This window comes from Mesorhizobium sp. M1322, assembly GCF_040318085.1.
Classification (GTDB): Bacteria; Pseudomonadota; Alphaproteobacteria; order Rhizobiales; family Rhizobiaceae; genus Mesorhizobium.
Genome location: NZ_JAMYLP010000002.1, coordinates 1 through 24,820, shown reverse-complemented (window position 1 = coordinate 24,820; position 24,820 = coordinate 1). Strand labels below are relative to the sequence as shown.

The window sequence follows — 24,820 nt, the reverse complement described above, 5'->3', positions numbered from 1 at the left end:
TTGCTGCCGATGCCTGGTTGATGCCCGTCAATCGCGCTTCGCGCCGCATGGCGCGCGGCATCAAAACCGGCGGCTTCGAAGTCACCTTCCCGCGCCGCTTGAGCTGGGGCCTGAAGCTGCTCAGAATCCTGCCGAGACCGTTCTGCCGATGGGTCGTCAGCACCGCGACCCGCTGGAAGGCGCGTCCGCTGAATTTCGACCGCAAGCCGCCGAGCGAATAGACGGGCCTTCAAAGTTGGCGATCCCGCCGCCCGTTGCCTGTTTGCCATCGCGGCCATAGGTTGCGGATTGTTGCGTGTAGTCTGCGATGGGACGAAGGATCGTGCTCACGGAGTAACGGGCGCGTCCAGGAGAATGAAAAAGGCGACCGAAGCATCGCTCCGATCGCCCTTTTTTCAGTTCTCGCAAACCAAGCCGAGCCCGACAGGCTCAGCCGGATACAGCTATCTGATTACGCAGCTCGCGCCGCTGGCCGCTTGCCGCCGAAACGACGCTTGTTGTTGCCCTTGAAGGGCTTGGCGCCTTCCGGCTTGCGCTCGCCGACAAAGGCTGGCTTGTCGCCAAAACGCTTCTTGCCGAAGCCGTTGTTCTGGCCACCGGGACGCCTGCCGTCGCGACGGCCATTGCGGTCGTTGGCCGGCTCGAAGCTGCGCTCGTTCTTTTCGGCGGGATTGCGCTGCGGGTCGGGGCTGCCGAGATGGTCGGCAACGATCGGCAGCTTGGTGCGGATGATGCGCTCGACCTGGCGCAGCTTGCTGTTTTCGGAGGGATCGCAAAGCGTGATGGCGATGCCGTCCATGCCGTTACGGCCGGTACGGCCGATGCGGTGGACGTAGCTCTCCGCCTCGTCCGGCAGGTCGAAATTCACCACGTGGCTGATGCCGGGCACGTCGATGCCGCGCGCCGCGATATCGGTCGCCACAAGAATACGCACCGAACCCTCGCGGAAATCGTTCAGCGCCTTCTGGCGGGCGTTCTGCGACTTGTTGCCGTGGATGACAGCGGCCTTGAAGCCGTCGCGATCGAGATCCTTGGTCACCCTGTCGGCACCATGCTTAGTGCGCGAAAAGATGATGACGGACTTCATCGCCTCGTCGGCGAGCATCGTCGCCAGCACCTGGCGCTTCTGCTTGGTGCGGGCAAAGACGACGCCCTGTACGATCTCGGCGGCGGCGGTGCTGTGTGGCGCCACTTCGACGCGGATCGGGTTCTTCAACAGACCCTTGGCCAGTTCGGCGATTTCGGCCGGCATGGTCGCCGAGAACAGCACCGTCTGACGGTCCGGCGCGGTCGCCCTGGCGATGCGCTTGACGTCGTTGATGAAGCCCATGTCGAGCATACGGTCGCCCTCGTCCAGCACCAGCCATTTGGTGTCGGCAAGCACGAGATCACCCTCACGTACCAGGTCCGTCAGTCGGCCGGGCGTGGCAATCAAAATATCGACGCCGGGAGCGATCTTCTTCACCTGGCTGAAGCGCGAGACGCCGCCAAGCACGAGTGCTGTCGAGACATGCGCGCCCTTGGCGAGCAGCTTGATCATCTCTTCGATCTGCACGGCGAGTTCCCGCGTCGGCGCCAGGATCAGCGCGCGAGCGGTCTTTGGCCGGCGCTTGGTGCCGAGCGCGATGATCTTCGACAAGATAGGCAGCGCGAACGCCGCGGTCTTGCCGGAACCCGTCTGGGCGATGCCGAAAATGTCACGGCCTTCCAGCTGCGGCGGGATCGCCTGAGCTTGGATCGGCTTCGGATCGGTGAAGCCTGCGCCATGGGTGGCCTTGAGCAGCGCGCCGGTAATTCCAAGTGCTGCGAAACCTGAAAGTTCCCCAGTGTCCTTACCGGTCAGAGTGTTTCCGTTGGTACCGGTCAGAGTGTTTTCGTTGGTCAAAATATTCTTCTTTCACGCGGCTCCTGGCCGCAAACATCGATGGCGGCAGGGCGCAACCTGCCGTCGAAAAAACTGTCATGAAACGACAAGGCGGCGGACGTCATCGTCCGCACGGCTGCGCTGTCGTGCCCGCAGGCATCATGCCACGGGGCTTTTTCGCCGCCTTGCCGATTTGCCGGAAAGAGGGAAAACAGACGCAACCAGTCTCATTCGTCGAGAAGGCCGGATAGTCCCGGCCCAAGCGCCTATATCGCCGCATATGGCCCAGTTCGCCGCGAAATGCAAGGGGCCTCATGCTGCAGCGCAGCGAAAGCCATGGCGAAGCGGCGCTTGCGCTCCCCTGCCCGCAAGATTACCACAAATCAGCTTTCCGTTTTTGGGGATCGACCGATGAAGGACGTGCTGAAGGAACTCGAGCGCCGCCGCGATATGGCGCGCATGGGCGGTGGTCAAGCGCGGATCGACGCTCAGCACAAGAAGGGCAAGCTCACCGCGCGCGAACGCATCGACGTCTTTCTCGACGAGGGCTCGTTCGAGGAGTTCGACATGTATGTCGAGCATCGCTCGACCGATTTCGGCATGGAGAAGACCAAGATCGCCGGCGACGGCGTCGTCACCGGCTGGGGTACCGTCAACGGCCGCCCGGTCTATGTCTTCGCCAAGGACTTTACCGTTTTCGGCGGCTCGCTGTCCGAGGCTCACGCCGAAAAAGTGGTCAAGGTGCAGGAGATGGCGTTGCGCAACCGCGCGCCGATCATCGGCTTCTACGACGCCGGCGGCGCCCGCATCCAGGAAGGCGTGGCAGCACTTGGCGGCTATGCCGAGATCTTCCAGCGCAATGTGCTCGCCTCCGGCGTCATCCCGCAGATTTCAGTGATCATGGGTCCTTGCGCCGGCGGCGACGTCTATTCGCCTGCCATGACCGACTTCATCTTCATGGTGCGCGGCACCTCCTACATGTTCGTCACCGGGCCGGATGTTGTGAAGACCGTCACTAACGAGACGGTGACGGCCGAGAGCCTCGGCGGCGCCTCAGTCCACACGACGAAGTCCTCTATCGCCGACGGCGCTTACGACAATGACGTCGAGGCGTTGCTGCAGATGCGCCGGCTGGTCGATCTGCTGCCCGCCTCCAACACGGCTGATATCCCCGAGATCGAATGCTACCAGTCGGTCACCGATCACGATCTGTCGCTCGACCGGCTGATCCCCGACAACGCCAACAAACCCTATGACATCAAGGAGTTGATTCTTAAAGTTGCCGACGAGGGTGACTTCTTCGAGACCCAGCAGAATTTTGCGAAAAACATCGTCACCGGCTTCGGCCGCGTCGAAGGCCGCACGGTCGGCTTCGTCGCCAACCAGCCGATGGTGCTTGCCGGGGTGCTCGATTCGGACGCCAGCCGCAAGGCGGCGCGATTCGTGCGCTTCTGCGACTGTTTCTCGATTCCGATCGTCACCTTCGTCGACGTTCCAGGCTTTCTGCCCGGCACCGCGCAGGAATATGGCGGGCTGATCAAGCACGGCGCCAAGCTCTTGTTCGCCTATGCCGAGGCGACCGTTCCGAAGATCACCGTCATCACCCGAAAAGCGTATGGCGGCGCTTATGACGTGATGGCGTCAAAGCATCTGCGCGGCGACATGAACTATGCCTGGCCGACGGCGCAGATCGCGGTGATGGGCGCTAGGGGCGCGGTCGAGATCATCTATCGCAAGGACATTGGCGACGCAGAGAAAATCGCAGCGCATACAAAGGCTTACGAGGATCGCTTCCTGTCGCCCTTCGTCGCCGCCGAGCGCGGCTATGTCGACGAGGTGATCATGCCGCATTCGACCCGTCGCCGCATTGCGCGCGCACTCCGGATGCTGCGCAACAAGGATATGCAGAACCCCTGGAAGAAGCACGACAACATTCCGCTGTGATATCGCTGACAGCGCGGAAGGCGGCCACAGCAAAAGCTCACTCCGCTTCAGCAGCGCCGAACCCCGCCCCCATCGTCGCGCGGACGGTGCCCGCCCAGGGCGTCGCATGGTTGTCTATGCGCATCTGGAAAATGAAGTAGGTCGGCGAGCAGAAGCCGATACCTTTCACCTTGCCGATACCAGGCGTATCGGGCGGCAGCGACTGGCACATATAATCCTCCCGGCAGAAATGCTCGGCCGAGCAAGCCGGCCGGTTGCCGCGGTTGACCGCGCCGCCAAGGCACTGGTCGAAATTGTTGGTCGCCACGCAAATGTCGAATTTTTTGCCGCCGACCAGCCCGCAGATCTCGTTCGGCATCGGCTTGCCCGGCTTGAATCCGGCAAAGGCACGGTCCTTGTCATTGCAGCCGCGGTAGGCGAGGCCGGCCGGAACACCGATCTTCGGCGGCCGGCAGGTGTAGGCGGTGCGCGAAATATCGGTGGCGAAGGCCGCGAACTGGCCTGTGATGCTGTAGCGGTCATTGAAAGGCTGCGTGCCGTTGCTGGCGATCGAGCCGGTCAGGCATGGATGGCCGGAGAACATCTTTTCGCTGTCCTTGGGCAGCAGGCATTGCGCCAGTTTCGTCCGCACCCCCGATGCGGTCGCCAGCGCCGTGCAGACGGTGCCGCCGCCGCATTGCCAAATCGCGCCGAAGAGGGCCGCATCCTCCGGCATCAAACATGGCATCGCCATCCCGGCCGGTACGTAAGCGACCTCGCTGGCGTCTTTCCATGCGGCCGGCGGCGCGAAGGACAGCGGGCGGAGGCGGTTCGGCTGCTTGCCGTCGGCGGTCGCACGCAGCCAGGCTTCGCGCCGCGGCATCTCGGCATGAAGATGCGGCGAGATGCCGACCTCGATGCGGTTCAGCGGCGATGTCGTCTTGTCGTCGAGGCCGATGAAATGGAAACCGGCGGTCGAACCAGCCTGATGACAACCCTGGCAGCCGCCATTGTCGAGCCGCTCGACCAGCGCTTCCGGCGTGCGCAGCAGCTTCAGCGCGGAATAGTCCAGCCCGGAAAAATCCGCGGGCTGGAACAGCGGCGTGAACGGGTGATTGGCCTGCCTGGCGCTGCCGAAAGTCGACCACGAGACGACTTTCTTCGCCAGGAATTCATCCGGGATTTCGTACACGCCGAGGTCGGCCGCCGCGAGATTGGCGCTGATATAGTCGGCAAGTTTTGCTTTCAGCGCGGCGTCGTCGGCAAGCAGCGCCAGGTCGGGCGTGTTTTCCAAAGGCTTTTCACTGACCGTCTCTCCATCGATGCCAAAAATCCGCATGAGGTAGGCAGCCTGGCCGCCAAATTCGGTCTCCTGGCCGGAGGGAAAGCGCACCATTTGGGCGTTGAGCTCGAGCTGCTTGAAGCTCAGCCCGGCCTTTTCAAGCGGCCCGCCGATGAGCCAGCCGATATCGACGGTTTCATCGAGCTGCGGCGTCCAGCGTCCGGCAACGCCGACGCAGCTGCCATCGGCGTCCGGCGCGGCGCTATAGATGGCATTGAAGTTGAACGGCAGGCGCGAGGCCAGGACCTTGCCGTTTTTCTTGAAGCTGTAGGCAAGGCGATAGATGAAACGGACCTCGCCGCAGGCTTCGTCGCCCCGCATATCGGCGAAATCACGCCGGTCGAGCCGGTTGACGACACCGACCAGCCGGAAGCGCGCGGCGTCGGTCTTCAGCCAGCGCATGTCGATGATGCGGCCGACATTGCCGTCGGTCACTTCGTAGAGCGGCCGCCCGCCGGCCTTCATCTCGGCGCGCAGCGCGGCGACATCGCCGGCAATCGTTTCGACGATCTGGTGATAGGCCGGCGCCTTTTCATAAAGCGTCTTCAGGTCGCCCTTGCCGTCGACATCGAAAATGCCGGCGAAGCCAAAACCCCTGGCGTCGAGAGCGGCGAGCACGGCCGGATCGTCGACGATCATCACCGGATTTTCGGCACGCGCGGCGTTCGCCATGAAAGCGGCCACGAAGATTGCGGCAAGCAGCGCGAACCCGCGGTTCATCAAGCTGTTACCTCGTTGCGATTTTCGGCAAGCTCGCGCAGCACCGGCACCAGCGCCAGCGGCAAGTCTTCAGCGATCAGCCCAGGTCCAAAACGGCTTCCGGCCTCAGCATGGATCCAGACCGCCGCGCAGGCGGCTTCGAAAGCCGGCATGCCTTGCGCCAGGAAGCCGGCGATGATGCCCGACAGCACATCGCCCGAACCGGCGGTGGCCAGCCATGCCGCGCCGTTGCCGTTGATCGCCGCCCTGCCGTCGGGCGCCGCGATCACCGTGTCCGCGCCCTTGTAGACGACGATGGCGCGAGCGCGCTCGGCGGCAGCGCGCGCCTTGGCCAGCTTGGACAGATTCTTGTCCCCGGCGACATCCGGAAACAGCCTGGCGAATTCGCCCTCATGCGGCGTCAAGACCAGCGCCGGCGCGTTGGGACGACGGGCGGCTTCGAACAGAACGCTCGGCGTATCGCGAAACGAAGTGATGCCATCGGCATCGAGTACCAGGCCGTCGACCTTACCGTCTTGCCGCTGCCCGGTTGCCAGCACGCCGAGGGCAAAATCCCGTGTTTGTTCGCCGACGCCAAATCCGGGTCCAAGGACGAAGGCCGACGGCCGGCGGCTGCCGATGAATTCCTGTACGTCCGCAACGCTGTCGGCCTTGCGCAACATTATCGAAGTCAGATGTGCGGCATTCACCTGCACGGCGTTCGCCGGCGACAGCACGGTCACCGCCCCTGCCCCGCTCCTGGCCGCGGCAAGCGCAGATAGCCGTGCGGCACCCGTCGCCGATGGCCCGCCGGAAAAGACGCCGACATGGCCGCGCCTGTATTTATGCGCGTCGACGGCCGGGACGGGGAAATTTTCGAGCCAAAGCGGCGGGATGTTCTCGAAGGTGAGCGGTTGAAGCTGCGCAACGATCTCGTCGCTAATGCCGATATCGGCAAGCACCAGATCGCCGCACATCTCGCGCCCTGGCGACAGCAGGTGGCCGGGCTTTTTTCGCGCGAACGTCACCGTGATTCGGGCGCGGAATGCCCGGCCGAGAATCTGGCCGCTCTCGCCTGACACGCCTGAGGGCAGATCGACCGCAACGACAGGCAGGTTCAGTTCTGTCGCAACCTCGACCACTCTGGCGGCATCGCCGGACAGCGGCTTCGACAGCCCTGCTCCATAAAGCGCGTCGACCAGGATCTCACCTGTCTCGGCAGCAAATTCCGATAGCGGCCGAGGCCTGACCGGGCATTCCGAAGCGGCGAGCGCCGCATCGCTGCCGGCTTTGGGCGAACCGGATGCCCACACCAAGATATCGACGGCGCTATCCCTAAGAATGCGGGCGACGACATATCCGTCGCCGCCATTGTTGCCAGGCCCGCACAATACGTGGACGCGCCTGGCAGCCGGAAAATGGGCGAGCACCACCGCAGCGACCGCGGCACCTGCATTGCGCATCAGGCCAACGCCGTCGAGTGGTCCGGCGGAGATCGTCAACCGGTCGGCCTCAGCCATTTCGGCCGGAGACAAAACTTCATTGTTCATGGATGCCGATCCGCATTGGCTCAAGCCCGATCCTTGTGGTCAAACCCCGGTCCTTGTGTTCAAACATTGTCCAGTTTTCGGTTCGAAGCAAACGGTGATGAGATGGCACGATCTATAAGCACATCGTTGGGGACAATGGCTTCGCCGAAGCACATTTGCCTGCGAAATGCTCTGTCTGCCCAATTATTGTGCGGACGGAAGGAACGACAATGTGTAGGTTCCCAGTATCCATGACGCATCCGACGCAGCGAATGACGCGAATTTACCCCCCAACGCGGCATGGCATCGAAATCGCGTGATACCGCTTCGAATCCCTCAAATTGGCACAGTTCGTGCTTGAAGGAGGCGCAAGCGGGGCTCACAACCCGTCTTTTTTGGCAGTGGAGGCCACTTTTTCATGAAAAAGATCGAAGCGATCATCAAGCCGTTCAAGCTAGACGAAGTGAAGGAAGCGCTTCAGGAGGCCGGGCTGCAAGGCATCACCGTTACGGAGGCCAAGGGTTTTGGCCGCCAGAAGGGCCATACCGAACTCTATCGCGGCGCTGAATATGTCGTGGATTTTCTACCCAAGGTGAAAATCGAGGTCGTGCTCGGCGATGACGCGGTCGAAGGCGCGATCGAAGCCATTCGCAAGGCGGCCCAGACCGGCCGCATCGGCGACGGCAAGATCTTCGTATCCAACATCGAGGAAGTCGTGCGCATCCGCACCGGCGAAACAGGGATGGACGCGGTCTGAGCTTTCTGATTTCAGATCATCTCCTCGAAACGTCATCAGACAGGGATACATGACATGACGACAGCCAAAGACATCATGAAGCAGATCAAGGACAACGACGTGAAGTTCGTTGATCTGCGCTTCACCGATCCGAAGGGCAAACTGCAGCACGTGACGATGGATGTCGTCGAGGTCGAGGAAGACATGTTTGCCGACGGCGTCATGTTCGATGGGTCCTCCATCGCTGGCTGGAAGGCGATCAACGAGTCCGACATGGTGCTGATGCCCGACACCGAGACGGTGCATATGGACCCGTTCTTCGCGCAGTCGACCATGGTCATCCTGTGCGACATCCTCGATCCGATCTCCGGAGAATCCTACAACCGCGACCCGCGCGGCACCGCCAAGAAGGCCGAAGCCTATATGAAGGCGGAAGGCATCGGCGATCAGATCTTCGTCGGCCCGGAAGCCGAGTTCTTCGTATTCGACGACGTCAAGTACAAGGCCGACCCGTACAACACCGGCTTCAAGCTCGACTCCACCGAATTGCCATCCAACGACGACACCGACTATGAGACCGGCAACCTCGGTCATCGTCCGCGGATCAAGGGCGGCTATTTCCCGGTGCCGCCGATCGACTCGGCGCAGGACATGCGCTCGGAGATGCTGACCGTGCTCGCCGAAATGGGCGTGCGCGTCGAAAAGCATCACCACGAAGTCGCCGCTGCTCAGCACGAACTCGGTATCAAGTTCGACACCCTGGTCCGCAACGCAGACAAGATGCTGATCTACAAATATGTAGTGCACCAGGTCGCCAATGCCTACGGCAAGACGGCCACCTTCATGCCGAAGCCGGTCTTCGGCGACAACGGCTCGGGCATGCACGTCCACCAGTCGATCTGGAAGGAAGGCAAGCCAACCTTCGCTGGCAATGAATATGCTGGCCTGTCTGAGAGCTGCCTGTTTTACATCGGCGGCATCATCAAGCACGCCAAGGCCATCAACGCTTTCACCAACCCGCTGACCAACTCATATAAGCGTCTGGTGCCGGGCTATGAAGCGCCGGTGCTGCTCGCCTATTCGGCCCGCAACCGCTCTGCCTCTTGCCGCATTCCATTCGGCTCATCGCCGAAGGCCAAGCGCGTCGAGGTCCGCTTCCCCGATCCGGGCGCGAACCCCTACCTCGCCTTTGCCGCCATGCTGATGGCCGGCCTCGACGGCATCAAGAACAAGATCCATCCGGGCCAGCCGATGGACAAGGATCTCTACGACCTGCCGCCGAAGGAACTGAAGAAGATCCCGACTGTCTGCGGCTCGCTGCGCGAAGCCCTGCAGAGCCTCGATAAGGACCGCGGCTTCCTGAAGGCCGGCGGCGTGTTCGACGACGACCAGATCGATAGCTATATCGAGCTCAAGATGGCGGAAGTGATGCGCTTCGAAATGACCCCGCATCCGGTCGAATACGACATGTATTACTCGGTCTGAGCCGGATCGGCCCAAGCGACAAACAAAACCCCGCCGGAGCGCTCCGGCGGGGTTTTTTGTTTGCGAAGAAGAATACTCAATCAAGCAGTGGTGTTGTCGTCCTGGCGAAACGCCGACGTGACGAGAGTGGGTCACGGCGCAGACAGAGAGATCTACGCCGTGACTACATGTTCAAGCGGCAGCCGAAACCTCGGCGCTGGTCGGGACGGAGGCGATCGTCTTCAGGATCTGGGAAGCGATCTGGTAGGGGTCGCCCTGCGAGTTCGGGCGGCGATCCTCGAGATAGCCCTTGTAGCCATTGTTGATGAAGGAATGCGGCACGCGGATCGAGGCGCCGCGATCGGCGATGCCATAGCTGAACCTGTTCCACGGCGCGGTCTCATGTTTGCCGGTCAAACGCTTGTCGTTATCCGGCCCGTAGACGGCGATGTGATCCATTAGGTTTTTATCGAAGGCGGCCATCAGCGCCTCGAAATAGGCCTTGCCGCCGACCTCGCGCATATGGGCGGTCGAGAAGTTGGCGTGCATGCCGGAACCGTTCCAGTCGGTGTCGCCTAGCGGCTTGCAGTGATATTCGATGTCGATGCCGTATTTCTCAGTGAGGCGCTGCATCAGGTAGCGGGCCATCCACATCTGGTCGGCGGCCTTCTTGGAGCCCTTGCCGAAAATCTGGAACTCCCACTGGCCCTTGGCCACCTCGGCGTTGATGCCTTCATGGTTGATGCCGGCGGCGAGGCAGAGGTCGAGATGCTCCTCGACGATCTGCCTGGCGACGCTGCCGACGTTGCTGTAGCCGACGCCGGTGTAGTACGGGCCTTGCGGCGCAGGGTAGCCGCTTTCGGGGAAGCCGAGCGGGCGGCCGTCCTTGTAGAAGAAATACTCCTGCTCGAAACCGAACCAGGCGCCCTCGTCGTCGAGGATGGTGGCGCGCTTGTTGGATGCATGCGGCGTCACGCCGTCCGGCATCATGACTTCGCACATGACGAGCACGCCATTGGTGCGCGCGGGATCCGGATAGATGGCGACCGGCTTCAGCACGCAGTCGGACGAGTGGCCCTCGGCCTGCATGGTCGAGGAACCGTCGAAGCCCCACAGCGGAAGCTGGTCGAGCGTCGGGAACTCGGCATATTCCTTGATCTGCGTCTTTCCGCGAAGGTTGGGAACCGGGGTGTATCCATCGAGCCAAATGTACTCGAGCTTGTATTTCGTCATTCTAGCCTCTCGTTGCTTTGATCACCGAACCTTGGACGGCGCCGGCGTGCCAGCCGCCCTGCAGCCGACCTGCCGGATTATTAAAAAGCAATTCGTGTGCCATTTTCACCGGCGAAGGATGCGACAAAACTGACGCCGCATCCCGACAAATTCGTTGCGTCGTCATCGCAATGCGTCCGGATCAATCACAAGCATGTTTTGTATAAATAATAGGCAGTTACTGATCTTTTTATAATCATATTGCCTAACTGGATTGCAGAACCTATCTTCGGCAAAGATTGAGTCGGCAAGGCTCTGCAGAAGAAAGGAGACCGACAATGGAAATCACTCCTGCCCGTCAGTCGGCCAAAATCCTGATGTTCCCGGTGGCAGCGCGTGCTTCTGCCTCAAATTTAAGCGGAAAGGCTAAGTTCGCGGCAGAACTTGCTTCATTGCGCACCCGTACGGATTTCGGAAGCGGCTGGTATCACGAAGCGGCCATCGAGGAAGCGAAACAGGACCGGAAGAGCTAAACCCTTCCTTCGCATCGCTTTTGACGAATTATAAAGCCCGGCGCGATCACTCGCGCCGGGCTTTGCGTTTTTGCTATCAAGCCAGGATCAGGTCTTGGCGTGCAAGTTCGTTCCCAGCGTATCCCTGACGAAGATCATACCGATGATCAGCGACATCGCCGCGATCACCACCGGATACCAGAGGCCGTAATAGATATCGCCCTTATAGGCGCTAAGCGCGAACACCGTTGCCGGCAGCAGGCCGCCGAACCAGCCATTGCCGATGTGATAGGGCAACGACATGCCGGTATAGCGGATGCGTGTCGGGAACATCTCGACCAGGATCGCGGCGATCGGTCCGTAGACCATGGTCACGTAAAGGACCAGGATGAACAGGATGCCGATGACCTTTGCCCAGCTGACCTGTTCAGGGTCGGCAAACATCGCAAAGGCGCCTGCTCCCGGGACACTGTAGACGGTGATCTCGGGCGTTCCCGCAGCCTCGTCGGCCGTCAGCAGCTTGTCCTTGATCGCCTGGTCGGCCGCAACCGTCGTCTTGTCGCCGGCGCGGATTGCCGCGGCGTCGAGCTTCAGTTCCGGATTGGCCGCGACGAAGGCGTCAAGCTTCTGGTCGGCGACCTTGGCCGCAGCACGCTTCAGCGGATAGCCGCCGTCCTGCAAGGCGATGTTGATTGCCTTCTTGAACGCGGCGTCGCTTGACGTTGCCTTGTCAGCGGCTGCCACGGCATCATAGGACGCCACCGTTTCGGTGCCGATCTTGACACTGGCCGCGGTCCCCGGTGCCGCTGTCGTGACAATGTCGTAGGGCACGGAGCTCTTGGCAAGGAAATCCGTCGCAATGTCGCACGACGTGAGAGGCTTGCGTGTTCCGGTCGGATTGAACTGGAACTTGCAGTCGCCAGGCGCAGCGGTAATCGTGGCACGGGTGTTTTGCTGCGCAGTGGCGAGCGCCGGGTTGGCTGCCCAGGTCAGCGCCTTGAACAACGGGAAGGTGGTGACGATCGCCAGCGCCAGGCCCGCCATGATGATCGGCTTGCGGCCAATCTTGTCGGAGAGCCAGCCGAACACGACGAAGAAGATCGTGCCGAGCGCCAGCGCGATGGCGATCATGATGTTGACCGACTGGCCGTCGACCTTGAGCACGTTCTGCAGGAAGAACAGCGCGTAGAATTGGCCGTTGTACCAAACCACGGCCTGGCCGGCAGTAAGGCCGAGAAGCGCCAGAATGGCGATCTTGGCATTTTTCCATTGGCCGAATGCTTCCGTCAGTGGCGCTTTGGAGCCCTTACCTTCGTCCTTCATCCGCTGGAATGTCGGCGATTCAGCAAGCGACAGGCGAATCCAGACCGAAATGCCCAGCAGGATCGCTGAGACCAGGAACGGAATGCGCCAGCCCCAGTCCGCGAAGTCTTCCTTGCTCAGCGAATTCTGGACGGTCAAGATGACGATCAGCGACAGGAACAGGCCAAGCGTGGCTGTCGTCTGGATCCATGAAGTGTAGAAGCCACGACGGTCGTCGGGTGCATGTTCGGCGACGTAGGTCGCGGCACCGCCATACTCGCCACCGAGCGCCAGGCCTTGCAGCATGCGCAGCGCAACCAGGATGATCGGCGCCGCGATGCCCCAACTGGCCGCGCCAGGAAGTATGCCGACCAGGAAGGTCGACAGACCCATGATCAGGATGGTGACGAGAAAGGTGTATTTACGGCCGACGAGATCGCCGATGCGGCCGAACACCAGCGCACCGAACGGGCGCACGAGGAAGCCTGCGGCGAAAGCCAGCAGCGTGAAGATGTTGCGCGTTGTTTCGGGATACTGTGTGAAGAACGCAGCGCCGATCGCCGCCGCCAAAGTGCCGTAGAGATAAAAATCATACCATTCGAAAACGGTGCCGAGTGAGGAAGCGAAGATGACTTTCTTCTCTTCCCGCGTCATGCCGCGGCTTGCTCTGCCGGCGGTCGCTGCCATTGCCATGAATTCGTCCTCCCGTGATATCTCGCTGTTCTTGATGCTGCGCGGTGTCGTGCCTCTGGGCACGAACTCGGGCAGCGATCGCCGCAAGAAATGACAGAAAGCGCCGCCCGGAGGCAGCCCGCCTTTGGGATTATGACTTTGGTCCAATGCATCGGCCCGAAAGATCGGATTCGATCTTCAGAGAGCATGATGCATAGATTCAAGGTGTTAGAGCGTACTTTGTGCGTCCAACTGGAACGCACGTCGCTCCAATGTGCAACGCGAAACGAATGAGGGCGGCAATTGCGGTCAGCCCTTGAGCGCCTCAAGAAGACCGACGGCGGCCATCATGTCGCGCTTGCGGGTCGAGCGGCGAGCGACAGCCTCCGCGTCATGGCCCCAGTGCTCGGCCTGCCAGTCCTCGTCGACATGGCCGGCAGTCCAGGCGGCGTCGCCGTCGATCTCGCCGAAATCGACGGCCAGCGCCAGCAGCGCCGATCCCGTCAGCGACGTCATGACGTGGATGACCGCCAGCCGCAGCGGGTCGGCACGCTGGGCAAGATGAACACCGAGCACCGCGATGCTCTCGCGCGGCTGTTCGACATGGATCACCCCCTCGGCTAGGTGAAACCGTGCGCCAAGCGCGCTCCGCGCCCAGTCGATGATGGGATCCCAATGTTCGTTCTGCTGGTCGACCAGCCCCCGTGGGGTCTCGGCGCGATAGCAGAGCAGGTCGGACGAGGCGAAGCGCAGGATGTCCTCCAGCACCGCTTGCGGGTCGCTGGCGACGCCGTCGATGGCCGTGTTGACCAGACGCATGACCGGCATCGTCACCGGGTCGATGGTCTCACCTTGCGCAGCGAACTCGTCGGCGACCAGAGCGGCGGCTTTTTCTGTCGGCAGCACCAGCAGCGCCTTGCCCGGCGTGCGGACCGGCTTGCCATCGAGATGAACGGCAAAACCATTTTCGGCCCGAGCGACCGAGACGGCTTTGTAGAAGCGTTTCGGCAGGTGCGTCTTCATCTGGATCTGGGCACGGCGTACCGGATCCGGATCGGAAAGCTGCTTTCCCGCTTCGAGGTCGTTGAGAATATCGCGCATGCCGGAGCCTTTCATCCGGGGATCTGTTTTCGGGCCGGCCGGTTGACGATGATCAGTCCGGCCGCGATGAGGCCGAGTGCCAGGAAAATACGAACGGTCAGCGGCTCGTTCAAGAAGATGGCGCCGCACAGCACGCCGAACACCGGCGACAGGAAGGTGAAGCTCGACAGGCCCGATGCCGGATAGCGCCGCAGCAGCCAGAACCAGAGCACATAGGTGAAGGCGACGATGTAGACCGCCTGAAAAAGCAGAGCCAAGGTCGGCAAAGCGGCGAAGTCGCGGACGGGCGGCCCGGCGAAAGGCAGCACCAAGGCGCCGACCACAGCGGCGCCGGCCAATTGATAGAGCAGCAATTTCTCGGCGCTCGTTTCCGCCAATTTCGTCCGCTTGATGACGATGTAGGTCAAGGCCCAGAGAATGCCGGCGCCGAGACTGAGCAGATCACCGGTCAATGTCGCGCCATTATCGGCGCTCAACTGGTCGGAGAACACCGCAACCAATCCAGCGAAAGCGAGCAGAAGGCCGACGAGCCGGCGCACGGTGATGCGTTCGCCCAGCAGGAAATGCCCGCCGACCAGCACCCAGAACGGCATGGTGTTGACCAGCAAGGTGTTGCGCGCGACGGTCGTCTGTTCGAGCCCGACATAAAGAAACAGGAACTCGAGACCAAAAAGCGCGCCTGCCAGAATGCCGGCGAAAAGGGTTCTGTCGCGGCTGAAAAGCACAATACCGCGCCAGCGGCACCAGGCGAGAACGCACAGCCCGCCAATGACCGACCGTGCGATCGACAGGAAAACGGGATCGTAGCCGGCATAGGAGATCTTGGCGGCGACGTAGTTCAGCCCCCAGGAAAAGGTCAGTCCGACCATGATGGCGGCGGCCGCCATGTCGACTCTGTCGCGGCGGTCGAGTGTATCGGTGGCGATACCCACAGGCTCTAGTCCTCCGCGCTGGCGTCGTCGAAGCCGATCAGGTTCCAGCTCTGGCGCATATGCGGCGGCATGGGCGCGGTGACGTCGATAAAACCCTTGTTGGGATGCGGGATGACGATGCGGCGCGCGTGCAAATGCAAGCGGTTCTGCATGCCGCCGGGGAAATCCCAATTGGTGTCGGCCTCGAAATATTTGGGATCGCCAATGATCGGGCAGCCGATGTGAGCGGCATGGACGCGAAGCTGGTGGGTGCGGCCGGTGTAAGGCTCCATCTCCAGCCAGGACAGGGTCTGCGCCGCCTGCTCGACAATCCGGTAATAAGATACCGCGTGGTCGGCGCCCTTTTCGCCATGCTTGGCGACGCGCACACGGTCGCCGTCGGGCGTCGGCTCCTTGATCAGCCAGGTCGAGATCTTGTCCTCGCGCTTCGGCGGCACACCTTTGACCAGCGCCCAGTAGGTCTTCTTGGTCTCACGCGCCCGGAACGCCTCGGCAAGCTTCGTGGCGGCGAGCCTGGTGCGGGCGACGACCAGCACGCCCGACGTGTCGCGGTCGAGCCGATGCACCAGACGCGGTTTCTCGCCCTTCTGGTTGCGCCAGGCTTCCAGCATGTCGTCGACATTGCGGGTAACGCCCGAGCCACCCTGGACGGCAAGGCCGGCCGGCTTGTTGAAGACGAAGACTTTCGGATCTTCATGGATCAGCATCTTGGCAAGAACGTCGGCGTCGCCCTGGTTGCGGATCGAGTGGCCGGTGAGCGGGCTCTCGCCCTTCTTGTCCACTTCGAGCGGCGGGATGCGAACCGTCTGGCCCGGCTCGACGCGGGTATCGGCCTTCACCCTGCCGCCATCGACACGGATCTGGCCGGAGCGCAGCAGCTTTTGCAGATGGCCGAAGCCAAGACCCGGAAAATGGGTCTTGAACCAGCGATCGAGCCGCATGCCCGCCTCGCCGGCCTCTACCGTGATCTGTTCTACGCCTGCCATTGTCTCGTTTTATCCGTTTCCAGCGCATGACCTGAAATCGATTTTCGGAAAGGGTCATGCGCAAAATCAAAATGCTACAGCGTCCTTTGCGCGCCCTGAGGGGGCGCGCGGTGCTGTGACGGGGCAATAGCATTAAGGCAGGCTTCTTGCGAGCCAAAGACCCAAAAACAGGGCAATGATCGCGCCAATGAGGCTGGCAAGGGCATATCCAAACGCCGGCAGCGTCGCGCCACGCTCCCACAGCGTCGCGAAATCGAGCGAAAAGGCGGAGAAGGTGGTGAAGCCGCCGAGGATGCCGGTGGCAACGAACAGCCGAAGCTCGTTCGATCCGTCGTAGCGCCGCGCCAGGGTCGTGATGAACAGACCCATGGCAAAGGAGCCGACAATGTTGATCGCCATCGTGCCCCAGGGAAAACTCGGGCCGACAAGACGCAGCGCGACGAAATTCGCAACGTGGCGCAGCCCCGCACCAATAGCGCCGCCCGCGGCAACGAGGAGGAGATTAATCATCGCCGTCTACTGCCCTTACAGGTTGGCTCGGTCAATCCCTGCGCCCTGATTGGAAAATTGCGGCGAGCCTACTTTTGCCGCTCGCCGCGCAGCTTCGCCCAATAGTCGAGCCGTTTCCTGATATCACGCTCGAAACCGCGCTCGGGCGGATCATAGAATGTGCGGCGGCCCATCTTTTCCGGAAAATAATCCTGTCCGGAAAAAGCTTCCGGCTCGTCGTGGTCGTAACGGTAGCCGGCGCCGTAATCTTCTTCTTTCATCAGCTTGGTCGGCGCGTTGAGGATGTGCTTGGGCGGCAGCAGCGAACCGAACTCCTTCGCCGCCTGAGTGGCGGCCTTGAAGGCGGTGTAGACGGCGTTGGATTTGGGCGCGCTGGCGAGATAGATGGTGGCTTCGGCGAAGGCGAGCTCGCCCTCTGGCGAGCCCAGATAGTCATAGGCATCCTTGGCGGCATTGGCGATGACCAGCGCCTGCGGGTCGGCCAGCCCGATATCCTCCATCGCCATGCGCACCAGCCGGCGGCCGAGATAGAGCGGATCCTCGCCGGCGTCGAACATGCGGGCGAGATAATAGAGAGCGGCATCCGGGTCGGAGCCGCGCACCGATTTGTGCAGCGCCGAGATCAGATTGTAGTGGCCGTCCTGGCCTTTGTCATAGATCGGCGCCCGGCGCTGGACGATGCGCTGCAGGCCCTCGGCGCCGAACACCTCGCCTGACTTGGCGGCGCGCCAGACCTCTTCGGCCAGCGTCAGCGCCGCGCGGCCATCGCCATCGCTCATGCGGATGAGCATCGCCCTCGCCTCGTCGTCGAGCGGCAGCGCCCTGCCCTCGGTCTCCTCGGCACGCACCAGCAGCTTGGCAATGCTATCCTCACCGAGCGAATGGAAGACCAGCACGCGGGCGCGGGATAGAAGCGCGGCATTCAGCTCGAAGGATGGGTTCTCGGTGGTGGCGCCAACCAGCACGACTGTGCCGTCTTCCATCACAGGCAGAAAACTGTCCTGCTGGGCGCGGTTGAAGCGATGGATCTCGTCGACGAAGAGCAGCGTCTGACGGCCGTTGGAGCGGCGCAGCTTCGCCGCCTCGAACACTTTCTTCAGGTCGGCAACACCGGAAAATACCGCCGATATCTGTTGGAACGCAAGGCTGGTTTCGCCGGCAAGCAACCGCGCGACTGTAGTCTTGCCCGTCCCGGGCGGCCCCCAGAAGATCATCGAGCCTAGCGAGCCGGAGCCGATCAGCCGCGTCAGTGCGCCGTCGGGCCCGGTCAGATGCTCCTGGCCAACGACCTCGCCGAGGTTCTTCGGGCGCAGCCGGTCGGCCAGCGGCCTGCCGGGCGGCGCCTTTTCCGGTTCATCGACGCTGAACAGATCGGCCATGCACTTCGTTTCGTTGGAGCGCGATCTCGTCCGTAGGATCGACGCTCGGGCTCAGTAACGCAACACCTGGCGCAGTATCTGCCCGCCGCGCTCGACGGTAAAGCGCCACCAGCGCGTCTCTTCCATGGCTGCTTGTTCCAGGGTCGCGGCGGTATCGATGGTCAAGCCATTGACCTCGCGAACGATGTCGCCCGGCTGGAAGCCGAAATCGGCTGCGGGCGAACCGCGATTGATGTCGATCACGGTAACACCCTTGACATCCGTGCGCATGCCGAGCCGCTGGGCGAGCCGCGGCGACAGTTCCGCAATCTTGGCACCGGAAAACGGGCTGCGACCGCGCAGTGTCACTTCCGCGAGTTTTGCACCTTCCGGCGCGCGCTCCAGCGCAATCTCCATCGTCGCTTGCTGGCCTTTGCTGAGGACGCCGAAGCTGGCATTTGTGCCGATCGACAGCGTCGCCATCCGGTAATCCAGCGCTTCGATACTCTCGACCGGCGTGCCGTTGAGCGACAGCACGACATCGCCGGGCTTGAGCCCCGCCGTGGCCGCCGGCCCTGCTTCTTCGACGGACGAAACCAGCGCCCCAGTCGGGGTCTCCAGACCGAGCGATTCGGCGATCTGCGGCGTCACGCGCTCGAATTCGGCGCCGATATAGGGCCGCTCGAAGAAGTCGCGGCCGGCCTTGGCCGCATCGGCAAACGCGCGAACCATGTTGGAGGGAATAGCAAAGCCGATGCCGATCGAGCCGCCGCTGCGGCTGTAGATCGCCGTGTTGATGCCGACCAGCTGGCCACCCATGTTGATCAGCGCACCGCCGGAATTGCCGGGGTTGATCGCGGCGTCGGTCTGGATGAAGAAACTCGAATCGGAAACGCCGATGTGGCTGCGGGCAAGCGCCGAAACGATGCCGCTGGTGGTGGTCTGGCCGACACCGAACGGGTTGCCGATGGCCAACAACAGGTCGCCAACCTCGAGCGCGTCGGAATCGCCGATGGCGACGACCGGAAATGGCTTGTCGGCGGAGATCTTGAGCACGGCGAGGTCAAGCGTCTCGTCCTTGAGCAGCACCTTGCTGTCGAATTCACGCCCGTCCGCGGTGGCGACCTTGACCTGATCGGCGTCCTTGATGAGGTGGAAATTGGTGACCACTATGCCTGTCGGATCGACCAGCACGCCCGAGCCGAGCGAGGACTGCGCACGCGGCTGCGAACGGCCGAAGAACTCTTCGAAGAAAGGATCGCCGTCGAAGGGCGACCTCAACTTGGCCGTTTGCGAGGCATAGACATTGACCACGGCCGGCGCCGTCTGCTTAACCAGCGGCGCAAACGACAGTTGCATCTCCTCGCGACCGAAAGGCATGCGCTTGTCCGGACCGGGGGTGGCATTTTCGCCTTCGGGGCCGCGCAGCATGTCAGTCAGCACATCGGACAGACCGGGATCCGGCTTGGTGTCCTGAGCCAACGCCTGCCTGGCCGCCGGCACGACTGCCAGCGCCATCAAGGCGCAGAGTAGAACAAGGGACATCCGTTTTACGCGCATTCCGAATCCTCCGGGTCGGGCGCCATTGTCCCGACGATTGTGCAAAATGAAAGGCTAAGGCGATGAAATCGAATTATTTTTGGCGGAAAGGCACGAGCTGGCCAAGAAATCGCTGCAACTGCTCCCTGCCGCTCCCGGAATGCAAAAAGGGGCCCGCAGGCCCCTTTGAACTCTTTTAGGAAAACCCAGCCTTATGCGGCTGCGGCTTCCTCTTCGGTGCCTTCGGCCTCGATGCGGGCACGGTCGCCGGCGCCCTTGGCCGAGGTGTCACGATCGACGAACTCGATGACTGCCATGGCGGCATTGTCGCCGTGGCGGAAGCCCGCCTTCATGATGCGCAGATAGCCGCCATTGCGGGTGGCGTAGCGCGGCGCGATCGTGTCGAACAGGCGCTTGACGACGCCTTCATTGCCGATCTGGGCAATCACCTGACGGCGGGCATGCAGATCGCCGCGCTTGCCGAGCGTCACCAGCTTTTCGACGATCGGACGCAGATCCTTCGCCTTCGGCAATGTGGTGAGGATCTGCTCATGCTCGATGAGCGATACGGCAAGGTTGGCAAACATCGACTTGCGATGGCTTATGCTGCGGGCGAACCGGCGGCCTTTAAATCCGTGGCGCATGGCTCTTCTCCTTCATTCCGGGTTCAAGAGGCCACAGCCTCTGTTGGTTAGCCGCGTGATCTTGTCCGAAAAGTCTGCAACTCTTTGCTGCGCTGACCTTCGGTTCGGGATCAAGCCTAGTATTGATCTTCGTAACGCTTGGCGAGGTCTTCGATATTTTCCGGCGGCCAATCCGGCACTTCCATGCCGAGGTGCAGGCCCATCGCCGCCAGGACTTCCTTGATCTCGTTCAGCGACTTGCGGCCGAAGTTCGGGGTGCGCAGCATCTCGGCTTCGGTCTTCTGGATCAGGTCGCCGATATAGACGATGTTGTCGTTCTTCAGGCAGTTGGCCGAACGCACCGAAAGTTCGAGCTCGTCGACCTTCTTGAGCAGCGCCGGGTTGAAGGCAAGTTCGGTCACCTGTTCGGCGGCGACTTCCTTCTGCGGCTCGTCGAAATTGACGAACAGGCCAAGCTGGTCCTGCAGGATGCGGGCGGCGAAAGCCACCGCGTCCTCGCCCGAGATCGAACCGTCGGTGTCGATCGTCATGGTCAGCTTGTCATAGTCGAGAACCTGGCCCTCGCGGGTGTTCTCGACCTTGTAGGAAACCTTCTTGACCGGCGAGTAGAGGCTGTCGACCGGAATGAGGCCGATCGGCGCGTCTTCGGCGCGATTGCGGTCGGCCGGCACGTAGCCCTTGCCGGTATCGACGGTGAACTCCATACGGATTTCAGCGCCCTCGTCCAGCGTGCAGATGACGTGGTCGGGATTGAGGATCTCGACGTCGCCGACCGTCTGGATGTCGCCGGCGAGAACAGCGCCCGGTCCCTGCTTGCGCACGACCATGCGCTTGGGGCCGTCACCTTCCATGCGGATGGCGATTTCCTTGATGTTCAAGACGATGTCGGTCACGTCCTCGCGCACGCCGGCGATGGACGAGAATTCATGCAGAACGCCGTCGATCTGCACAGCAGTCACAGCCGCGCCACGCAGGGAAGACAGAAGCACGCGACGCAGCGCATTGCCGAGGGTGAGACCAAAGCCGCGCTCGAGCGGCTCGGCGACCAGCGTTGTCAGCGTCTTCTTCTTCGACGAAAACTCGATCTTGTTCGGCTTGATCAGTTCCTGCCAATTTTTCTGGATCATGATGCTTTCCTTCCGTTGACCCGCCACCATCCAATCGTGGCGGGCGACCTGGAATGCCGTGGAGGAACGCTACTGGGCGTTCGCGCGGCGTTCGGTAATTCTTTAGACGCGGCGCTTCTTGCGCGGGCGGCAGCCATTGTGCGGGATCGGCGTCACATCACGGATCGAGGTGATGGTGAAGCCGGCTGCCTGCAGCGCACGCAGCGCCGATTCACGACCGGAGCCGGGTCCACAGACCTCGACCTCGAGCATGCGCATGCCGTGTTCCTGGGCCTTCTTGGCAACGTCCTCGGCAGCCATCTGGGCAGCGAACGGGGTCGACTTGCGAGACCCCTTGAAGCCCTGGGCTCCTGCCGACGACCAAGCAATCGAATTGCCCTGCGCGTCGGTGATGGTGATCATCGTGTTGTTGAAGGTCGAGTTGACGTGGGCAACGCCCGACGAAATATTCTTGCGTTCGCGACGGCGAACACGTGTGGCTTCCTTGGCCATGATGGTCCTTTCAGTTGATCTCTACACCGCCGTAATGCCAGCGGCTCCACCAGGGAGAAGGCAGTAGGGGAATATGGCAGTAGGGCAGTATGTCTGCCGATCCTATTGCCTTACTGCCCTACTCCCGTACTGCCCTAAATTACTTCTTCTTGCCGGCGATCGACTTGGCCGGGCCCTTGCGGGTGCGCGCATTGGTATGCGTGCGCTGGCCGCGAACCGGCAGCGAGCGGCGATGACGCAGGCCGCGATAACAGCCGAGGTCCATGAGCCGCTTGATATTCATCGACACTTCGCGGCGCAGGTCGCCCTCGACCTGATAGTCACGGTCGATCGTCTCGCGGATCTGCAGCACTTCCGCGTCGGTCAGCTGGTTGACGCGGCGTTCGGCCGGGATGCCGACCTTGTCGACGATCTCCTGGGCGAAGTTCTTGCCAATGCCGTGGATGTACTGAAGCGCAATGACGACGCGCTTGTTGGTCGGAATGTTGACGCCGGCTATACGAGCCATATTCTTCTCTGCTCCATGTGGGCCGGACAAGCCGGCGCTATCAAAGTTGCCCCGCGTCCGGTGGAGGCCGGCCCATGCGGGAGTTTCCAGTTCAAAGCGGCTGCCTTGCCCTTGCGGGCAAGCAAGCCTCATGCCTGATAGGAAGACGGGCCGCCATACCCCAGCGAACCGCTCCAGTCAAGCGTAATCGTTTATTTTCCGTACGCAGACCCTTGGGCCGCCGCAGGGGTCGCAGCCGTGAGCACCGCTTCGATCTGCCGCGTCACAGCATCGATGTCGGCCATGCCGTCGACACCTCTGAGCTTGCCCTTGGCATAGTAGTAGCCGATCAGTGGCGACGTTTTCTTGTAGTACTCCTTCAGGCGCTCTTCGAACACCGCCGGATTATCGTCTTTGCGTACCGGCAGACCTGCGGCCTGGGCCTCTTCGGCGCGCTTGGCGATTCGACCAACCAGCGCCTTGTCGTCGACGACAAATTCGATGACAGCGTCGAGCGTGAGGCCGCGATCCGAGAGCATCGATTCAACCGCGTCCGCCTGCACCAAGGTTCGCGGGTATCCGTCAAGGATGAATCCCCCGGCGCAATCGGCCTGATCGATACGTTCGGCCACGATGGCGTTGACGATGGCGTCGGAAACCAGTTCGCCAGCATCCATGACAGCCTTGGCGCGCTTGCCGACTTCGGTGCCGGCCTGGACAGCGGTGCGCAGCATATCGCCCGTGGAGAGTTGGGGTATGCGGTATTTTTCTACCAGTCTTTGTGCTTGCGTCCCCTTGCCCGCCCCTGGCGGTCCAAGCAATATCAACCTCATCTGGCCTTTTTCCCCCCGCGCAGCTTCGACTTCTTGATCAGGCCCTCATACTGGTGCGCGATCAGGTGACCCTGAATCTGCGCCACCGTATCGAGCGTTACACTGACCACGATCAGAAGCGATGTGCCACCGAGGTAGAATGGTACGCCAGTCGCTGAAATCAGGAATTCGGGCAGCAGACACACCAGCACCAGATAAATGGCGCCGACGACGGTGATGCGGGTGAGAACATAGTCGATGTAATCGGCGGTGCGCTCGCCCGGACGGTAGCCCGGAATGAAACCCGAATGCTTCTTGAGCTGGTCGGCGGTGTCCTTCGGGTTGAAGACGATCGCCGTATAGAAGAAGGCGAAAAACACGATCATCGCCGCATAGAACGCCATGTAGAGCGGCTGGCCATGGCCGAGTGCCGCCAGGACGGTGCTGGCCCAGGCAGGCATGTTGGTCGTCTGCGAGAAGCCGGCGACCGTCGCCGGCAGCAACAGCAGCGAAGAGGCGAAGATCGGCGGAATGACGCCGGCCGTGTTGAGCTTGAGCGGCAGGTGCGAGGTGTCACCCTGGAACATGCGGTTGCCGACCTGGCGCTTTGGATACTGGATCAGCAAGCGCCGCTGGGCGCGCTCGAAGAACACGATCAGCGCGATGACGACGACGGCAAGAACGATAATCGCCAGGATCAGGCCGGTCGACAGCGCGCCGGTGCGGCCAAGTTCCAGCGTACCGGAGATGGCTTGCGGCAGGCCGGCGACGATACCGGAAAAGATGATCAGCGAAATGCCGTTACCGATGCCGCGGGCGGTGATCTGCTCGCCGAGCCACATCAGGAACATGGTGCCGCCGACCAGCGTGATGACGGTCGAGATGCGGAAGAACATGCCGGGATCGCTGACGATGCCGTTGCCGCCTTCCAGTCCGACCGCAATGCCGTAAGCCTGGACCAGGGCCAAAAGCACGGTGCCGTAGCGGGTATACTGGTTGATGACCTTGCGGCCCTGTTCGCCTTCCTTCTTCAACGCCTCCAGAGTCGGGATGACGGAAGTCATCAGCTGCATGATGATGGAAGCGGAGATATAGGGCATGATGCCGAGGGCAAAGATCGCCATGCGCTCGACAGCGCCGCCGGCGAACATATTGAACATGCCAAGCACGCCCTTGCTCTGCGACGAGAAGGCCTGGGCGAAAGCGTCGGGATTGATGCCGGGCAGCGGGATATAGGTGCCGAGGCGGTAGACGAGCAGCGCGCCGATGGTGAACCAGATGCGCTTCTTCAGATCCTCCGCCTTGGCGAAGGCCGAGAAATTCAGATTCGAGGCTAGTTGTTCAGCAGCCGAAGCCATGCCTGATTCTCCGCTTGGTCACGCTCGATGGCCCGCAACTCAGGCGGCGCGTGTCACCGAAGCTCACGAGATAAGCTCCGGACTGCAAACATGCAAGCGGCGCCGGGGACCCGGGGGGCCACTATTTTGGCTCAAAAAGCAAGAGAACAGGAAACCCATTGCCCCTAGGGCGCCCTGCCGGTCCTATTCCGGAGTAAGGCGGGCGGCGCTTGCAGGCGC

The 24,820-nt window shown here is 61.9% G+C and carries 22 protein-coding genes; 5 read left to right on the top strand and 17 right to left on the bottom strand.

The annotated features are described in order from the left end of the window. Positions 1-20 precede the first annotated feature (20 nt). Entirely contained in the window at positions 21-221 is a 201-nt protein-coding gene (locus NKH12_RS00880) for a hypothetical protein (RefSeq protein WP_352951447.1), read from the top strand. A 230-nt stretch (positions 222-451) separates the two neighbouring features. On the opposite strand, the gene NKH12_RS00875 is transcribed toward NKH12_RS00880, so the two are convergent. Next, positions 452-1,885 carry a DEAD/DEAH box helicase gene (locus NKH12_RS00875; protein ID WP_352951446.1) on the bottom strand — a complete coding sequence of 478 codons (1,434 nt, stop codon included), beginning with the start codon at positions 1,883-1,885 and terminating at the stop codon, positions 452-454. A gap of 390 nt (positions 1,886-2,275) precedes the next feature. Here NKH12_RS00875 and NKH12_RS00870 point away from each other — a divergent pair, with 390 nt between their 5' ends. Continuing rightward, positions 2,276-3,808 (top strand): acyl-CoA carboxylase subunit beta, encoded by a 1,533-nt coding sequence (locus NKH12_RS00870; RefSeq protein ID WP_352951445.1) that lies wholly within the window; start codon positions 2,276-2,278, stop codon positions 3,806-3,808. Between the two features lie 37 nt (positions 3,809-3,845). Here the strand turns inward: NKH12_RS00870 and NKH12_RS00865 are convergent, their stop codons facing one another. Together NKH12_RS00865 and NKH12_RS00860 are read right to left on the bottom strand one after the other, a co-directional pair. Continuing rightward, positions 3,846-5,849 (bottom strand): hypothetical protein, encoded by a 2,004-nt coding sequence (locus NKH12_RS00865; RefSeq protein ID WP_352951444.1) that lies wholly within the window; start codon positions 5,847-5,849, stop codon positions 3,846-3,848. Further along, positions 5,849-7,378 (bottom strand): NAD(P)H-hydrate dehydratase, encoded by a 1,530-nt coding sequence (locus NKH12_RS00860; protein ID WP_352951443.1) that lies wholly within the window; start codon positions 7,376-7,378, stop codon positions 5,849-5,851. The genes NKH12_RS00865 and NKH12_RS00860 overlap by 1 nt, the downstream gene beginning before the upstream one ends. A gap of 397 nt (positions 7,379-7,775) precedes the next feature. Between NKH12_RS00860 and NKH12_RS00855 the strand changes: the two genes are divergently transcribed. Both NKH12_RS00855 and glnA read left to right on the top strand, forming a co-directional pair. Next, positions 7,776-8,114, top strand: coding sequence for a P-II family nitrogen regulator (locus NKH12_RS00855; RefSeq protein WP_006205430.1), 339 nt, complete (start codon positions 7,776-7,778; stop codon positions 8,112-8,114). A gap of 54 nt (positions 8,115-8,168) precedes the next feature. Further along, positions 8,169-9,578, top strand: coding sequence for a type I glutamate--ammonia ligase (gene glnA, locus NKH12_RS00850; protein WP_095494898.1), 1,410 nt, complete (start codon positions 8,169-8,171; stop codon positions 9,576-9,578). Between the two features lie 171 nt (positions 9,579-9,749). On the opposite strand, the gene NKH12_RS00845 is transcribed toward glnA, so the two are convergent. Further along, positions 9,750-10,790: a glutamine synthetase beta-grasp domain-containing protein gene (locus NKH12_RS00845; RefSeq protein WP_352951442.1), complete on the bottom strand. Its 1,041-nt coding sequence runs from the start codon at positions 10,788-10,790 to the stop codon at positions 9,750-9,752. A 317-nt stretch (positions 10,791-11,107) separates the two neighbouring features. On the opposite strand from NKH12_RS00845, the gene NKH12_RS00840 reads away from it, so the two are divergent. Beyond that, on the top strand, positions 11,108-11,302 hold the full coding sequence (locus tag NKH12_RS00840; RefSeq protein ID WP_352951441.1) for a DUF2735 domain-containing protein: 195 nt from the start codon (positions 11,108-11,110) through the stop codon (positions 11,300-11,302). 87 nt (positions 11,303-11,389) lie between these two features. Here NKH12_RS00840 and NKH12_RS00835 read toward each other — a convergent pair whose 3' ends face one another. The 13 genes from NKH12_RS00835 to secY all read right to left on the bottom strand — a co-directional run bounded on the left by NKH12_RS00835 (position 11,390) and on the right by secY (position 24,601). Further along, positions 11,390-13,276: an MFS transporter gene (locus NKH12_RS00835; RefSeq protein ID WP_352951440.1), complete on the bottom strand. Its 1,887-nt coding sequence runs from the start codon at positions 13,274-13,276 to the stop codon at positions 11,390-11,392. 288 nt (positions 13,277-13,564) lie between these two features. Further along, positions 13,565-14,356 carry an ATP12 family chaperone protein gene (locus NKH12_RS00830; RefSeq protein WP_352951439.1) on the bottom strand — a complete coding sequence of 264 codons (792 nt, stop codon included), beginning with the start codon at positions 14,354-14,356 and terminating at the stop codon, positions 13,565-13,567. A gap of 11 nt (positions 14,357-14,367) precedes the next feature. After that, complete coding sequence (locus tag NKH12_RS00825) at positions 14,368-15,243, bottom strand: DMT family transporter (protein WP_352951574.1); 876 nt, start codon at positions 15,241-15,243, stop codon at positions 14,368-14,370. A gap of 50 nt (positions 15,244-15,293) precedes the next feature. Continuing rightward, the gene (locus tag NKH12_RS00820) at positions 15,294-16,274 is read right to left on the bottom strand and encodes an RluA family pseudouridine synthase (RefSeq protein WP_352951438.1); all 981 of its coding nucleotides are present in this window, start codon (positions 16,272-16,274) and stop codon (positions 15,294-15,296) included. A 132-nt stretch (positions 16,275-16,406) separates the two neighbouring features. Beyond that, positions 16,407-16,784, bottom strand: coding sequence for a fluoride efflux transporter CrcB (gene crcB / locus NKH12_RS00815; RefSeq protein WP_352951437.1), 378 nt, complete (start codon positions 16,782-16,784; stop codon positions 16,407-16,409). A gap of 68 nt (positions 16,785-16,852) precedes the next feature. Beyond that, complete coding sequence (locus NKH12_RS00810) at positions 16,853-18,163, bottom strand: replication-associated recombination protein A (protein WP_352951436.1); 1,311 nt, start codon at positions 18,161-18,163, stop codon at positions 16,853-16,855. Between the two features lie 51 nt (positions 18,164-18,214). Continuing rightward, on the bottom strand, positions 18,215-19,702 hold the full coding sequence (locus NKH12_RS00805) for a DegQ family serine endoprotease (protein WP_352951435.1): 1,488 nt from the start codon (positions 19,700-19,702) through the stop codon (positions 18,215-18,217). A gap of 191 nt (positions 19,703-19,893) precedes the next feature. Then, on the bottom strand, positions 19,894-20,325 hold the full coding sequence (gene rplQ / locus NKH12_RS00800; protein WP_023675127.1) for a 50S ribosomal protein L17: 432 nt from the start codon (positions 20,323-20,325) through the stop codon (positions 19,894-19,896). 116 nt (positions 20,326-20,441) lie between these two features. Then, positions 20,442-21,452, bottom strand: coding sequence for a DNA-directed RNA polymerase subunit alpha (locus NKH12_RS00795; protein ID WP_023799278.1), 1,011 nt, complete (start codon positions 21,450-21,452; stop codon positions 20,442-20,444). Positions 21,453-21,554: 102 nt separating this feature from the next. Continuing rightward, on the bottom strand, positions 21,555-21,944 hold the full coding sequence (gene rpsK, locus NKH12_RS00790) for a 30S ribosomal protein S11 (protein WP_023799279.1): 390 nt from the start codon (positions 21,942-21,944) through the stop codon (positions 21,555-21,557). 139 nt (positions 21,945-22,083) lie between these two features. Continuing rightward, positions 22,084-22,452 (bottom strand): 30S ribosomal protein S13, encoded by a 369-nt coding sequence (gene rpsM, locus NKH12_RS00785; protein ID WP_029352234.1) that lies wholly within the window; start codon positions 22,450-22,452, stop codon positions 22,084-22,086. A gap of 191 nt (positions 22,453-22,643) precedes the next feature. Then, on the bottom strand, positions 22,644-23,264 hold the full coding sequence (locus NKH12_RS00780) for an adenylate kinase (RefSeq protein ID WP_352951434.1): 621 nt from the start codon (positions 23,262-23,264) through the stop codon (positions 22,644-22,646). Continuing rightward, entirely contained in the window at positions 23,261-24,601 is a 1,341-nt protein-coding gene (secY, locus tag NKH12_RS00775; protein ID WP_065008707.1) for a preprotein translocase subunit SecY, read from the bottom strand. Before secY ends, NKH12_RS00780 begins: the two co-directional genes overlap by 4 nt. Positions 24,602-24,820: the final 219 nt, after the last annotated feature.

What these genes read in the sequence shown, in the direction of transcription:
- NKH12_RS00880 (WP_352951447.1), top strand. Translation starts at nt 21, where the DNA reads ATGCCCGTCAATCGCGCTTCGCGCCGCATGGCGCGCGGCATCAAAACC.
- NKH12_RS00870 (WP_352951445.1), top strand. Translation starts at nt 2,276, where the DNA reads ATGAAGGACGTGCTGAAGGAACTCGAGCGCCGCCGCGATATGGCGCGC.
- NKH12_RS00865 (WP_352951444.1), bottom strand. Translation starts at nt 5,849, where the DNA reads ATGAACCGCGGGTTCGCGCTGCTTGCCGCAATCTTCGTGGCCGCTTTC.
- NKH12_RS00860 (WP_352951443.1), bottom strand. Translation starts at nt 7,378, where the DNA reads ATGAACAATGAAGTTTTGTCTCCGGCCGAAATGGCTGAGGCCGACCGG.
- NKH12_RS00855 (WP_006205430.1), top strand. Translation starts at nt 7,776, where the DNA reads ATGAAAAAGATCGAAGCGATCATCAAGCCGTTCAAGCTAGACGAAGTG.
- glnA (WP_095494898.1), top strand. Translation starts at nt 8,169, where the DNA reads ATGACGACAGCCAAAGACATCATGAAGCAGATCAAGGACAACGACGTG.
- NKH12_RS00845 (WP_352951442.1), bottom strand. Translation starts at nt 10,790, where the DNA reads ATGACGAAATACAAGCTCGAGTACATTTGGCTCGATGGATACACCCCG.
- NKH12_RS00840 (WP_352951441.1), top strand. Translation starts at nt 11,108, where the DNA reads ATGGAAATCACTCCTGCCCGTCAGTCGGCCAAAATCCTGATGTTCCCG.
- NKH12_RS00835 (WP_352951440.1), bottom strand. Translation starts at nt 13,276, where the DNA reads ATGGCAATGGCAGCGACCGCCGGCAGAGCAAGCCGCGGCATGACGCGG.
- NKH12_RS00830 (WP_352951439.1), bottom strand. Translation starts at nt 14,356, where the DNA reads ATGCGCGATATTCTCAACGACCTCGAAGCGGGAAAGCAGCTTTCCGAT.
- NKH12_RS00825 (WP_352951574.1), bottom strand. Translation starts at nt 15,243, where the DNA reads ATGGCGGCCGCCGCCATCATGGTCGGACTGACCTTTTCCTGGGGGCTG.
- NKH12_RS00820 (WP_352951438.1), bottom strand. Translation starts at nt 16,274, where the DNA reads ATGGCAGGCGTAGAACAGATCACGGTAGAGGCCGGCGAGGCGGGCATG.
- crcB (WP_352951437.1), bottom strand. Translation starts at nt 16,784, where the DNA reads ATGATTAATCTCCTCCTCGTTGCCGCGGGCGGCGCTATTGGTGCGGGG.
- NKH12_RS00810 (WP_352951436.1), bottom strand. Translation starts at nt 18,163, where the DNA reads ATGGCCGATCTGTTCAGCGTCGATGAACCGGAAAAGGCGCCGCCCGGC.
- NKH12_RS00805 (WP_352951435.1), bottom strand. Translation starts at nt 19,702, where the DNA reads ATGCGCGTAAAACGGATGTCCCTTGTTCTACTCTGCGCCTTGATGGCG.
- rplQ (WP_023675127.1), bottom strand. Translation starts at nt 20,325, where the DNA reads ATGCGCCACGGATTTAAAGGCCGCCGGTTCGCCCGCAGCATAAGCCAT.
- NKH12_RS00795 (WP_023799278.1), bottom strand. Translation starts at nt 21,452, where the DNA reads ATGATCCAGAAAAATTGGCAGGAACTGATCAAGCCGAACAAGATCGAG.
- rpsK (WP_023799279.1), bottom strand. Translation starts at nt 21,944, where the DNA reads ATGGCCAAGGAAGCCACACGTGTTCGCCGTCGCGAACGCAAGAATATT.
- rpsM (WP_029352234.1), bottom strand. Translation starts at nt 22,452, where the DNA reads ATGGCTCGTATAGCCGGCGTCAACATTCCGACCAACAAGCGCGTCGTC.
- NKH12_RS00780 (WP_352951434.1), bottom strand. Translation starts at nt 23,264, where the DNA reads ATGAGGTTGATATTGCTTGGACCGCCAGGGGCGGGCAAGGGGACGCAA.
- secY (WP_065008707.1), bottom strand. Translation starts at nt 24,601, where the DNA reads ATGGCTTCGGCTGCTGAACAACTAGCCTCGAATCTGAATTTCTCGGCC.